At 45.0% G+C, this 13,250-nt stretch carries 13 protein-coding genes; 3 read left to right on the forward strand and 10 right to left on the reverse strand.

Annotated elements, in window-relative coordinates; genetic code table 11:
* Window positions 1-15: 15 nt before the first annotated feature.
* Window positions 16-477, reverse strand: a complete 462-nt coding sequence (locus M1D59_RS21625) for a hypothetical protein (protein ID WP_020453557.1) — start codon at window positions 475-477, stop codon at window positions 16-18.
* A 173-nt stretch (window positions 478-650) separates the two neighbouring features.
* Here M1D59_RS21625 and M1D59_RS21630 point away from each other — a divergent pair, with 173 nt between their 5' ends.
* Together M1D59_RS21630 and M1D59_RS21635 are read left to right on the forward strand one after the other, a co-directional pair.
* The gene (locus M1D59_RS21630; protein WP_020453558.1) at window positions 651-1,610 is read left to right on the forward strand and encodes an iron-hydroxamate ABC transporter substrate-binding protein; all 960 of its coding nucleotides are present in this window, start codon (window positions 651-653) and stop codon (window positions 1,608-1,610) included.
* A 617-nt stretch (window positions 1,611-2,227) separates the two neighbouring features.
* Window positions 2,228-2,596, forward strand: coding sequence for a VOC family protein (locus tag M1D59_RS21635; protein ID WP_101561280.1), 369 nt, complete (start codon window positions 2,228-2,230; stop codon window positions 2,594-2,596).
* Between the two features lie 24 nt (window positions 2,597-2,620).
* Here the strand turns inward: M1D59_RS21635 and M1D59_RS21640 are convergent, their stop codons facing one another.
* The 8 genes from M1D59_RS21640 to M1D59_RS21675 all read right to left on the reverse strand — a co-directional run bounded on the left by M1D59_RS21640 (window position 2,621) and on the right by M1D59_RS21675 (window position 10,905).
* A complete protein-coding gene (locus tag M1D59_RS21640) occupies window positions 2,621-2,773 on the reverse strand; it encodes a FeoB-associated Cys-rich membrane protein (RefSeq protein ID WP_023856865.1) in 153 nt (50 codons plus the stop codon).
* 15 nt (window positions 2,774-2,788) lie between these two features.
* Window positions 2,789-4,801: a ferrous iron transport protein B gene (feoB, locus tag M1D59_RS21645; protein WP_458117691.1), complete on the reverse strand. Its 2,013-nt coding sequence runs from the start codon at window positions 4,799-4,801 to the stop codon at window positions 2,789-2,791.
* Window positions 4,798-5,025 carry a FeoA family protein gene (locus tag M1D59_RS21650; RefSeq protein ID WP_020453562.1) on the reverse strand — a complete coding sequence of 76 codons (228 nt, stop codon included), beginning with the start codon at window positions 5,023-5,025 and terminating at the stop codon, window positions 4,798-4,800. Before M1D59_RS21650 ends, feoB begins: the two co-directional genes overlap by 4 nt.
* Window positions 5,026-5,208: 183 nt before the next feature.
* Window positions 5,209-6,297, reverse strand: a complete 1,089-nt coding sequence (locus M1D59_RS21655) for an acyltransferase family protein (protein ID WP_020453563.1) — start codon at window positions 6,295-6,297, stop codon at window positions 5,209-5,211.
* 179 nt (window positions 6,298-6,476) lie between these two features.
* Complete coding sequence (locus M1D59_RS21660) at window positions 6,477-8,363, reverse strand: FtsX-like permease family protein (protein ID WP_020453564.1); 1,887 nt, start codon at window positions 8,361-8,363, stop codon at window positions 6,477-6,479.
* The gene (locus tag M1D59_RS21665) at window positions 8,338-9,102 is read right to left on the reverse strand and encodes an ABC transporter ATP-binding protein (protein ID WP_020453565.1); all 765 of its coding nucleotides are present in this window, start codon (window positions 9,100-9,102) and stop codon (window positions 8,338-8,340) included. The genes M1D59_RS21660 and M1D59_RS21665 overlap by 26 nt, the downstream gene beginning before the upstream one ends.
* A gap of 91 nt (window positions 9,103-9,193) precedes the next feature.
* A complete protein-coding gene (locus M1D59_RS21670; RefSeq protein WP_020453566.1) occupies window positions 9,194-10,201 on the reverse strand; it encodes a sensor histidine kinase in 1,008 nt (335 codons plus the stop codon).
* Entirely contained in the window at window positions 10,198-10,905 is a 708-nt protein-coding gene (locus M1D59_RS21675; RefSeq protein WP_023856861.1) for a response regulator transcription factor, read from the reverse strand. Before M1D59_RS21675 ends, M1D59_RS21670 begins: the two co-directional genes overlap by 4 nt.
* Before the next feature lie 181 nt (window positions 10,906-11,086).
* Between M1D59_RS21675 and M1D59_RS21680 the strand changes: the two genes are divergently transcribed.
* Window positions 11,087-11,473: a YxeA family protein gene (locus tag M1D59_RS21680; RefSeq protein ID WP_020453568.1), complete on the forward strand. Its 387-nt coding sequence runs from the start codon at window positions 11,087-11,089 to the stop codon at window positions 11,471-11,473.
* A 28-nt stretch (window positions 11,474-11,501) separates the two neighbouring features.
* Here the strand turns inward: M1D59_RS21680 and M1D59_RS21685 are convergent, their stop codons facing one another.
* Entirely contained in the window at window positions 11,502-13,187 is a 1,686-nt protein-coding gene (locus M1D59_RS21685; protein ID WP_023856859.1) for a methyl-accepting chemotaxis protein, read from the reverse strand.
* Between the last annotated feature and the right edge of the window lie 63 nt (window positions 13,188-13,250).

The raw sequence follows: 13,250 nt of genomic DNA on the forward strand, positions 1-13,250 counted from the left end.
AAGAGACATATATGATCATTCTTGATCTGTACGCTGTTTACCTTTTTCCGTCACGGCAAATTTGCGCTTCATCGTTTTAATGTTTTCCGCCTTGCGAAATCTGAGCGCAGACCAATCTTCATCTATTGCAATTTGCCGAACCGGTTCATAGCCTTGGTCCGCAAGCAGTCCGGCTACTGTGTCGCGGCTGCAGTCCGATCCTTTGTAGACTTTCGAAGATTTTTTCGGGTAGCAAAGCCAAAACAGTCCGTCTTCCGCCAGATGACGCTCAGCCTCTTTAGCTAAAGCCTGCAACTTTGCGTTGGTCGCTGCGAATACCTGAACAAAATCGTACCGGTCAGCTTCGGCCTGATGATCGACATGGCCTTGAAATTCAGCCATGATGCCGCTGTATGCCTCTGGCGGATTCACGATCAGTACAGGCTGTCCATTATCCTTGAACTGCAGTTTTTTGATCACCGGGTTCGTTTCTGCCATACTTCATCAATCCTTTTTCTGTTTATAGTAACAAATTAACCAAAACAGCACTAATCATACTTAGCAAAAAAAGTGATAGACGAAAGAGGGATTCATTTGCTATATTTACATTGATAATGCGAATCATTATCACTTAGATAATTTCATATGCTTTATATCAACAGGAGGGTCAAGTGAAAAAGAACTTATTGATAATCGGTTTAGTTATGCTGTTGTGTATCGTGGTCAGCGCCTGCGGAAGCGGCAATGCGTCAAACGGCAACAAAGAAAAAGCGGCTGAAGAAACGACAAGAACATATCAATCAACGCGTGGAAAAGTAGACATTCCAACACATCCAAAGCGCATCGTGACAGACTTTTATGCCGGTGAACTGTTCACGGTCGGCGCCAATGTCGTCGGCTCCGGCTCGTGGTCTTTCTCCAATCCGTTTTTAAAGGACCGTATGAAAGATGTGACAGATTTAGGCGACCCAATTAATGTGGAAAAAGTCATGAAACTGAAGCCTGATTTAATTGTTGTCATGAACGATGAAAATTACGACAAACTGTCCAAAATCGCACCGACCGTTGTGATTCCTTATAATACGGCGAAAAATGTTCAGGAAACCGTTAAGATGTTTGGCGACATTGCAGGAGCTAAAGAAGAAGCTGAACAATTCCTTGCCGATTTCGAACAGAAATCGAAATCAGCAAGGAAAAAAATCGCTCAAGTCGTCGATAAAAAGGCTACTTTCGGTATTTATGAAAACACAGAAAAAGGACAATTCTGGGTGTTCAATGACAACGGCGGCCGCGGAGGCCAAGCCGTGTACAACGCGCTCGGCTTAAAAGCGCCTGAAAAGATTCAAAAGGACATCTTCAAAAAAGGCGACATCAAAGAACTATCCTTGGAAGTCGTACCTGAATATGCTGCCGACTACATGTTTGTAACAGACTATAACCCGAACGGCGACAGCAAGACGCTGGACAAACTCAAGCAGTCTTCCATTTGGAAAAACCTTGACGCCGTCAAAAACAATCGTGTCTTTATCAACGACTTTGACACGTTCTACCCGTACGATCCGATCTCTGTCAGCAAACAGGTTGATTTGATTACGGAAATGCTGGTGAAGCGTGAGAAAGAGAATAAGTAAAAAAGCTGGAATTTCCAGCTTTTTTTATTGTTTTCTTTCTTGAATGTTTGAAATCTTAAAAGCAAATTGAAAGATAAAAAAAAAGGAATGTAGAAAAGAAAAAACATCAATATTTGAAATGATAACCCTTCCAAAGTAAATGGATAAGAAATGTCATGAAACAGAAAAGATAATGCCATCCAAACGACAAAGGCAAACAACCCGGCTTTAAAGCCAAGTCCCCTCTTTTTTCTCAACAGACCTTTGCTCACAAGCCTAATAGAATAATAGCCGCTGCCAATGAAAAAAAGAATGATCAGTAACAGATTGCTCGGTATCTCGTATGAGGTCGTGATAAAGATGGAAATAAAGATGAGTGAAAGAAGAAGCACAAACCCTTCATATCCAACTTTTCTTTCCTGCTCAGCCTTTTGATTTTCACTCATTACGTTCGCCTCCTCTCTACCATTTCCATTTAAACCAACAGAAACCATGTTAACAATAAACATCCATGAAAACAATGATTTAACACGCATGCCCCCCGCTGTTTCACGTGAAACAAAAAACACAGCGAAAAATAGATATTTTGGAATCAATTGCGCAAAATGAAAATAATGACAAAAAAGGGAGGGATCATGATGGGAATCAAAAAGGTTGGACAAATTGGGGTACCGGTTCAAGACCTGGAACGGGCTGTGGCATTTTATCAGGATGTATTAGGCTTGTCCCTTTTATTTCAGACAGATCGTATGGCTTTCTTTGAGTGCGGCGGGTTGCGGCTTCTTCTCAGTCTCCCGGAAAAAGATGAATTTGCTCATGCAAGCTCCGTCATCTATTTTCAAGTTGAAGATTTGCCGGCAGTATATAATGAAATCGCTACAAAAGGCGTTTCTTTTCCAATAGAGCCGCATGTGGCGGCGAAAATCGAGCAAACGGAAACCTGGATGGCCTTCTTTAAAGATACCGAAGGAAATACCCTCGCTTTGATGAGTGAAATGCAAGTCTAAAAAACAAAAAAACAGCTGAGCACCTCAGCTGCTTTTCACATCATCACAAGCCGATTGACACGTACGATTTAATTCACAGGCGGCGCATTTTCCTTTCCGGCTTCGTCTGACAAATTTAATAAGCGTCCATGCCGCATAACCGAAGATGAGCGCTCCGATCGTGATATTAAACAACATGCCGTCACATCCTTCCTATGATAACCCAAGCAATCGTCCGCCCTGATAAATCAAGAACGCGATCGCATACGCAATGGCCAGTCCGTAAACAATGGACAGGAACATCCACTTTTTCGAGTTTGTTTCTTTTTTAATCACCGCGACTGTCGCGAGGCATGGTACGTATAAAAGAACGAAAGCCATAAATCCGTAAGCGGCCAGCGGTGTAAATTGCTCAGCCATCATGCCTTGCAGCTGGGCTTCAGGTACGAAATAGATGATGCTCATCGAAGCAACGACAACTTCCTTCGCCAGAAAACCGGTTAATAGTGATGCCGCTGCCTGCCATGTGCCGAACCCCAGCGGCATCAACAACGGTGCGAGCACTCCGCCAATCATTGCTAAAAAGCTGTCATCCATCTCAACGCCCGTTCCACCGGGCCCTGTATACGATAAAAGCCAAATGAGGACAGAACCGCCAAAAATGTAAGTCCCGGCTTTGCGGACGAAACCTTTGCCCTTTTCCCATGTTGCCCGCCACAATGTACGCGCTTGAGGCAAACGATAAGGCGGCAGTTCAATCACGAAAAACGACTTTTCTTCTTTGAGCTTGGATGAGGATAAAAACTTCGCCAGCACCAGCGCCGCAGCAATGCCCAGCACATACAAGGTCAGGACGACGAAAGCCTGATGAGCCGCAAAAAAAGCCCCTGCAAACAAAGCATAAACCGGAAGTCTTGCCGAACAGGACATAAATGGCGTCAGCATAATCGTCAAAAGTCTTTCCTTAGGCTGCTCTACAGTTCGTGCAGCCATGACGCCCGGAACATTGCAGCCGAAGCCGATGATCAGCGGTATAAAGGCTTTACCGTTTAAACCGATCGCCTCCATCAGACGGTCCATCACCATGGCCACACGCGCCATGTACCCGGAATCTTCGAGCACCGAAATGAAGAAAAACAGAATAAAAATCTGCGGGACGAAAACGAGGACACCGCCGACACCGGCAATGATCCCATCGAGAATGAGCGCCTCGATAAACGGGCTGGCTCCCATTGCCGACAGTGCCGAAGCCGTCCATTCCGTCAGCGGTCCGCCGATGAAACCGTCCAGTGTATCAGACAATGGAACACCAAGCCAGTCAAACGTCAGCATGAACATGAGATACATGAACAACAAAAAAATCGGAATGCCAAGCACCGGATGCGTAACGATCTGATCCACGCGTTCAGTCAGCGTCTGTTTTCGGTCTGACTGATATTCAACAGAGGATGACATGATGCGGTCAATCCATCGTTCTCTCTCATTGTAAATATGCTGATGCAGCGATTTTGCGGATTGTTCCTGAAGAAGGCGTTTTTCTGTCTCCTCGTAAATTTCCTTTAACCGTTCGCTGTCGGCCGCGTCTTCCAGCTGCTCTTTCATTTTCGAGTTGCCTTCCAAATATTGAAGAGCCATCCACCGTTTTAAAACGCCGGGACGTTCCGGTATGATCGACTCGATCCGGCCAATCGCTTCTTCTACTGTGCTTCCGTAATTGATGACGAGCGGCTTCGTTCTCTTTTCTTTTTCAAGAAGCAAATGCCGGCTCAGTTCATCACACCCTTTGCCGCTGCGGGCAATCACAGGAATCACCGGAACATCTAGCGCTGCAGACAACTTTTGATGATCAATGAAGACGCCTCGCTGTCCTGCGACATCGATCATATTTAAACCGATTGTAAGCGAATGACCAAATTCGAGGAGCTGCACAGTTAAGTGCAAATTCCGCTTTAATTGGGATGCATCGACAATATTCAATATGTCTGAAAATGATTCGTTGAGCAGGAAGTCAGTGACGACCCCTTCATCGCGGGACAGCGGGCTCAATGTATAAACGCCGGGGAGGTCGACCATCATTCCTTGTTTATGGCGGAGCAGTCCCACCTTTTTCTCAACGGTGACCCCACTCCAGTTGCCGACATACTCATAGGAGCCTGTCAGCGCGTTAAACAATGACGTTTTCCCCGTATTCGGATTTCCGAAAAGGGCAATCTGCCGGCTGTTCATAGCTTTTCAATCCTGATCTTTTTTGCTTCTTCAAGCCGTATGCCGAGGCACTGTCCGCCTGACTCAAACATGAACGGTCCGCCAAACGGCAATTTCCGCTGCACGCAAATTTCAGCTTCTTCTTTCATCCCGAGCTGTATGAGCCTGCGCTGAACAAGTTCATTCACTTCTGAAAAATCTATGATTCTTGCTCTCTCTTTTTGTTTTAATTCAGCTAAAACCATTGTTGAGGCCTCCACATTATGAAAATGATAATCGTTATCATAATATGATTATAGGCAATAAGCCACCTTCCATTTAAAAGAAGATGTGTCAAAACCGGAACATTTTTGCGAGAATATAAAAAAGCGAAAAGCTCCGGCGGTGCAACCTGCCGTTCTGGCTTTTCGCTCTATCAATCTAAGTCGTTAACCGGCATGATGGCTCACTTTTTGCTCGATTCTCCTCTTTTTCGGCACGTAAATTTTTCCGACAAACATATAGCCGTACTTCAATTTATTGACGGCCCAAGATATGAAAACCGCAACGCCTGTAGAGATCGAAAACAAGAGCAAAACAGCCGAAACCGTACCGATGCTTTCAAAGCTCGTTAAAATGACCAACCCGAAAATCAGGATAAAAGCGTGCAATAAATAAATAGAAAAAGAATAGTTGCTGATCATCATGATCAGCTTCGGCACCGACTTCAGTTTTGAAAACAGGTGAAAGCATAAGAAAATGATGCTTGTTGAATAAAGCAGGATATCCGGACGCTTTGACGTCACTGCGATGTCTTGTCCGAAGTAGGAAACCGCTACAATGAAACATCCGGTCACAGCAGCCGCTGCATATACCGCATGCCTGTATCGTTCCAGCAATGCCAAAAAGCGCTCGTAATTTTTGCCGCAATAATAGGCCAAACAAAAATAAAAGAGCCAGCCGGGAAACGGCACCCATGAAAAAGGAAACGGCGCCTCTTCCTGTACAACCGGAGGTTGAATGAACGTGAAATAGCTCAAATAAGCCGCTGTGACCGCAAAAGAAATCGAAAGCACCCATTTAGGCGACGCCTTTTGCAAAAATGAATGGAAGCACATGTGCAACAAGTAAAATTGAAAAATGACGAGGATGAAATAACCGATGAAATTCCCCAGGAAAATATTCGCCAACAGTTTTTTTAAAATGACCGATGCATGAAATTGCTGCATCATCAGACCAGCGGTCATAAAAGCATCCAAAACAGCGATAAATAGAAAAGGGATGAAAATCGTTTTAAACCGCTTTTTTAAAAACCCTTCCGGAACGCCGCCAGGGTAAGCATGCGCGAGCAAAAATTCGGAAATAAAAATAAACGCAGGCGTACTGAACATCAGAAGCGTCCTGAAAGATTCAACAACCCGGAAAACCGTATCTCCAAGCATGTCCGCCCGCACCATGAGCACCATCGATATCGCATGAAGCAAAACAACGCTTAAGCAGGAAATAAAGCGAATAACAAATATTTCTTTTACCTGCAAATCGATCACTCCTCTTTCAAATTTGAAATAATATCAAATTAACATAATCAACCAAATGAAGAAAGAGGCAAAATACATAGGTATGTTTATCCCAAATTTTCCGGCTGCAAGTATAAAAAAAGCTTGTAGAAAAACACAGGTTTCTCTACAAGCTTCGGTTAGACGCAGTCTAATCTTTTTTAAATCGCCGCTTTTATCTGTTTTGTATAGTAGAAGCGGACAATGAAGTAATATATAACCTGGATGGCGAAGAACACGCCGAGCACCATTGCAGATTCCTTGAAGAGGTTGTACTGAAAGGCATGCGATAAAGCGGTCAGCGCCACAGCTCCATGGACAAGGGCAACAGCGATAGGCGCGAAGAACAGAATGCCGATCTGCCTGTTCAGCACTTTATGCAGTTCCCGGTCTGTTAAGCCCATTTTGGCAATCGATTTGAATTTCTGCTTATCATCGTCCAAATCAGTGTACAAGCGGAAGTAGAGAAAACTTCCTGCTGAAACGAAGAAGACGATTCCGATAAACAGTCCAACAAATAATACCGGGCCATACCCTTTGCTTATATCATATACCTCATAATCTACAGCCGCGAAATAAATCCGATCCAGTTTCTTTTGCAGAACCTCCCCGGCTTTCACTAAAGCCATGCCGTCAGATTCTTTTGCCTGCCAGGCATAGAACCGGTTTTCGCTTTTCGGTTTTTTCAACTGTGCGAAATCTTTGTCTGTCACAATATAATAACTGTTTTCAGATAACGCTTTTGAACGGACCGTTTTGTCAGCCTGCAGCTTTTGTCCGGTTGCAAGAGGGATTGATGAAGGGAGCGGCTGGTCGTCTTCTCCCTCTAGGCCAACCTTGACATCATACTCGGCAGCTGCGGCTTTCCCTTCTTCAAGCTTGACGTGGTCGGCTCCGACCAGATCGGCAAACTTGTTATAGTCAGATTCTTTCACAATCAGCATGTCATGGCCATCGACATCGAAATATTGAAGGACAGCTGATGCTTTGTCTGTTTTGATATTTCGTTCTTTTAGCGTGTCATTGATGAAAGCCACGTCTTGTTCGGTGTCTTTGTTTGTTTTCGGCGGTTTATACGAGAACGTATGCGGGTTCATATCTTTAATTCCGTTTGTCAGCAGAGTTTGGAAACCATACAGCGTCCCAATCGCACTGAACGCGACAGTAGAGATAATGGCCACCATAAAAAACGTCCGCGCATTGTCTTTCATCCGGTAAGACAGATCAGAAAACAAAATCATATTCGTTTTCCGCCAAAACAGGCTTTCCCGTTTTTTGAGCCTGCGGATCACATAAACACTCAGCTGCGTAAACAGCAGATATGTGCCGATAATGACAACAATCGTCACCGGAACCATCGCCACAAGAACGCCTATTTTCTTGACAATCAAAGCGGTGTAATAGCCTCCGGTAAGCAGAACAGCTGCAACCACTGTAAGCAAGGCAGATGCTTTCGGCTCCCCTTTGGAGATTTTGTTTCCTTTTAGCAGAACAATCAGCTTCTCGCTCCTGAGCACAAATGACACAAGAAAAGAAATAAATAAGAACAGGCCGTTAAAAGAAATAAACGTCACAATGATCGCCATCAACGGAAAATAAAAATCGAGCTTGTTATCAATAATCAGCACATTTTCCGCTGTGAGCAGTATCAATTTGGCGAAGACAAGTCCGAGCACAATCCCGCCGATTGTCGCAAAAAGCCCAATCAGCATATTTTCAAGAAATACCATCATGCGAATTTGGCGCATAGACATCCCTTGGATCATTAAAACGCCGAATTCCTTTTTTCTCGATTGAAGAAACGAACTCATTGAGTACAGAACAAAGAAGAAAGAAAAGACAAAGATAATGCCGCTGGAGACTAACAGGCCAATGGAAACATGCTGCCCGATGCCGGAGGTCAAAGAATCACTTGTCATCACCGGGTGGAAAGCAAAGATCGCGAATGCGAAAAAAACCATCACTGTAAACATGCTGCTGAGAAAATAAGCGGCATACAGCCTTTTGTTGCGAATGACGTTGTTAAACGCGAACTGACGAAAGGTCATTTGCATCCCCTCCCAACAAGGACAGTGTATCGAGAATCTTTTGGAAAAACGCTTGGCGGTTATCGCCGCGGTTGATCTCCGAATACAGCTTTCCATCCTTAATAAAGACGACCCGGTTGCAATAGCTTGCCGCCTGAGGGTCATGCGTGACAAGCATCATGGTCGCTTTTTCGTTGCGGTTGATCGATTCAAGCATTTCCATCACATCTTTGGATGACTTTGAATCAAGGTTGCCTGTCGGCTCATCAGCAAGCAGAAGCTTCGGCGAATGAATCATCGCTCTGGCTACAGCGGCGCGCTGGGCCTGACCGCCCGAAATCTCATATGTGCGCTTTTTCATAATGTGGGTAATTCCAAGCTTTTCAGCTAAATCGTTTGCCCTCCGCTTCATTTCCCTGACCTTTTCACCGTCAAGCGTCAAAGGAAGTACGATATTTTCTTCAACGGTTAATGTCGGCAGAAGATTAAAGTCCTGAAACACAAATCCCAGCTCTCTGCGGCGAAATTTAGCCAATTTTTCTTTTTTGAGAACATGCGGGTTTTGGCCGCTGATCAATATTTCGCCCGTCGTCGGTTCATCGATCGTTGCAATCATATTTAATAGGGTCGTTTTTCCGCTTCCGGACGGCCCCATGATGCCGACGAATTCACCTTTATCAATCGTTAGGTTAATATCCGTTAACGCGCGATACGCAATTTTTCCTTCGTAAATCTTACTGGCTTGTTTGACCTGAAGCATCACAAGATCCCCTTTCACCTTTAACTTTTGATCTGTGATCAGTTTACCTAAATTTCTTGTTGATGAACTATCGATTCTTCTTTCACTTTCATTACATCGATGTAAGGTTTTGTGTAGCCGTGAAAATCAGCCGGATTGTCGTGCCTTGCCCTTCTTGTGAGTCAAGTTCGATCCGGTGTCCAAGCTGGTCAGCCGCCGCTTTTGCCAAATAGAGACCCATTCCGGTTGATTCTCTGAAACGGCGTCCGTTTTCTCCTGTGAAAAACGGGTCGAATACCCGCTTTTGATCTGTATCCGGGATGCCGGCGCCGAAATCTGTCACTTCCAATACCGCTTCCGAATCGTTTTCACCAATAGAAATAATAACCGTATTGCTTTTTCCCGCTGAGTATTTGACCGCATTGTTGACAAATTGGGAAATGATGAAAAACAGCCACTTTTCATCTGTTTCGACTGTGATGCCTTTTTTGACTTCCTTGAACTTAGGATAAACTTGACTGCGAATATAGAAGCGCTTGTTTTCACGATTGACCTCATGAACGATATCCGCCAATGCGACCGGTTTTATCCGGAAATCCTGCTCGATCGTCCGCAATCTGGCCATATAGAGAATCGTATTGAGGCCCGTTTTCATCCGTTCGGTCTCCTCGCGGATGCTTGATGATTCCGGTTCATCCAAATTTTGAGCCGTCAGTTCGATGACCGACAGCGGCGTCTTCATTTGGTGCACCCATTGATCCATGAAGGTCAAATGCTCTTTTTGTCCAAGCTCCAGCTTCTTTAATTCTTGACGGTATTGCCTGTACTGGCTTTTCAGCAGCTGTTCAAGCGCTTCTGAAAGAGGGGATTGGGGCTGATTCGATTGCCTGAAGGTGTCATCCAATGATTCCAGCCCGCTCGTCATCCGTTTGTAGAACTTCCGGCGCGTATAGTAATGGTAGAAAAGATAGCAGACAAGAAAGAAAAAGCCGAGAAAAACGGCGTAAAAAGCCGGCCTGATGTGCTGATACCCATCAAGCCAGTACACCGACAGCATCGTGATAAACTGCAGCACTTGCACGGCAATCAACAAATAGTGTTCTTTGAAAAAAAGCTTCATTCCTCTCCCGCCTTCACCCAGGATATATTCAAGCGGTAGCCTGCGCCCCGCACTGTTTCTACCGCATCTTCAATTCCGAGCTCCTGAAACTTTTTTCTGACGCGTGTAATGTTGACATTAAGCGTGTTTTCATCCACATAGGCCTGATCATCCCACAGTTTGGCCAGCAAATCTTCCCGGCCGGAAATCCTCGGGTGGCGTTCCATTAAGCTTTCGATAATATCGGCTTCTTTTTTCGTCAAAGCAGCCGTTTGACCGCCGAATGTCAGTTCAAGTCTTTCCGGATACAGCCGCAGTCCTTCTTTTTCGAGAAGCCGTTCCTCCACTTTTGCTGCATACTCCCCGTAAGCTCTGCGAAGCTGGCTGCGTATTTTTGCCATCACGATTTCGGCGTGAAACGGCTTGGTGATAAAGTCATCCCCGCCGTTTTCCAATGCCATGACCTGATCCATTTCGCCCGTCCGCGCCGAAATAAACAAGACAGGGCAAATCGATTCCTGGCGGATTTGCCGGCACCAGTAATAGCCGTCAAAGCTCGGCAAATTAATATCAAGCAGAACAAGATCAGGCGCCGTGCTTCTGAACTCATCGATGACACGGTCAAAGTCTTTCACGACATGAACGTTGTATCCATATTTGACAATATGCGATTTTAACAGATCGGCAATCTTCGGGTCGTCTTCTACAATCATCACTTTTTGCATCTCGGTCTCTCCTTTTGTTTGGATATATTATGACACGAAGCGGTCTGATAAACAAAAGCCGCCGTGCTTCGTCCTACCTTACAATCATGTAATTGTACTGTAATATGAATCAATTTCTTCTCCCTGCGCCTTTTTTATAAAATAATACCATTCACAAACTGAATGAAAGAGGAGAAGGTATATGAAGACACGGGCAGGCGGCCTGATTGCCGCGGTTCTGATCGCCGTTGCCGGCGTTTTTATTGCCGGCGTTTTTATCCTGCAGAAAGCGACAGGGGGCCTTGTGCCGCTGGCCGATCATTTCATACAAGGCCAGGGAAAGCCTGAGGCTTATTATCTCAAAGCCGAAGATCATGCAGAAAAGCTGAATAACGGAAAGTACAACTACACATTAACCGGATATGACGCGAGCGGACACAAACAGCAGATTGAAGCAGAGGCGGACGAAAAACTGCGTCCCGGCGCTTTCATCAAAGTATGGGCGTACGGAACGAAAGCCGGAAGCTTGACTGAAGTACACGAAGAGGAAATCCCCGAGGGCGCTATAGCCGCCATGAAAACCAATTAAAACCCCATCGCCTGATGGGGTTTTCTGCTTAATATTTAAATCGATTGATGACGGTTTGAAGTTCTTCAGCCAATTGAGACAGCGATTCTGCTGCATAAGAGATTTCTTCCATCGAAGCCAGCTGCTCCTGAGTTGAGGAAGCAACCGCTTTTGTGCCAGCCGACGTTTCCTGTGATCCGGAAGCTAATGTTTGAATGGTGTTTTGAACCATTTCGACACCTGATGTCAGTTGCTGAGTAGAAGCTGCGACTTCTTGGATTTGAGAAGCAACCTGCTCCACCAAGTTCAAAATTTCGTTGAAATTGCCGGTTGTCTCCTGGGACAGAGCGATTCCGGAGCTGACATTTTCTTGAACGACTTTAATATTATTCACCGTTTCTACCGATTCATTTTGGATCGTTGTGACTAACGATTGAATATGGTTCGCCGATTTATTCGTTTCGTCCGCCAATTTCCGGACCTCTTCCGCCACGACGGCAAACCCTTTTCCTTGTTCTCCCGCTCTTGCTGCTTCAATTGCCGCGTTTAGCGCCAGCAAATTCGTCTGCTCCGAAATATCGGTGATAAGCGAAGAAATGTTGCTGATTTCCGCCGTGCTGGACACGAGCGCCTCGAGGCCGCTGCCGGCTGAGTCGACGGATTTATCAATGAAGTTCATTTGCTCGAGCATTTTATGAACGGATTCGGAGCCGATTTCGGCTTTGTCTCTCATCGAAGACGACAGATCCGCTATGCTGCCTGTATTGGAGGCAACGGATGATAAACGGTCCAGCAATTCATGAATCGATTCCGAGCTCTTTTCTGTCATTTCGCTTTGCGTCATATTGCTGTCAGCAATCGCCTGCATCTCTTCCGAAATCAGTTCGGAGGTCGATTTCGATTCCTCCGCGCTTGCCGACAACTGTTCAGAGGATGCGGCGACTTGCTCAGACGAACTGCTGATCTGCTTCACAATTTGCGTCAGCGACTGAACAAAAGCATTGAAAGAATTTGCAAGCTGGCCGAACTCGTCTTTATTTTTGACGATCACTTTCTTGGTTAAGTCCGCCTCACCGTGGGCAATGTCCCCAAGCTGCTGATTCAGGCTTCTCAACGGTACCAGAATAGACTTCAAGAGCAGCAGACTCAAGACAATTCCAACTATGGCTGATACTGCTGTGACAGTGATGATGACCCATTCGCTCATCGTCCCGTTGGCGCTGATCTCTGCTTTCAGATCTTCCACCTCTTGTTCCAGGCTTTCGACCAGCTGGTTGACAGACGGATCGAGGACTTCTTTTCTTAATGTTCTTTCCTCTCCGAAATGAATCGATTCAGCTTTTTTAGAGCTTGAAGCGTAAGACTGTATAACTTGTTGATTTAAACCCCAATAAGCCTTAAAATTTTCTTTAATTTCTTCGATGTTCGCTTTGTATGTGTCTTCCCGGATCAGTTTTCCTGCGCGGTCAAGACTCTTTAAAACATCGTCGGCCTTGTCCTTCATTCCTTCACTGTATTCATTATCTCCGGTCATAATAAGGCCTCTTTCGTCATTCGACAAACCGGTCAGACGATATTGAATATGCTTAATCTCTTTTTGAAATTCCATCTTGTCCTTAAGTTCTTCATTCTTTTTCACCGTAGAAGAAATCATAAAAACAGAGGAACCTCCGATTCCAATAATGGAAACGACTAAAATTGATATAATTCCCAGCAGTTTGGTTTTTACTTTCATGATGGTGATCCTTTCTCCTTTATGTCATCAATGATAAAATGCAATTTTCAAATTAAAGATCTT

The organism is Bacillus sp. PK6-026, assembly GCF_054161455.1.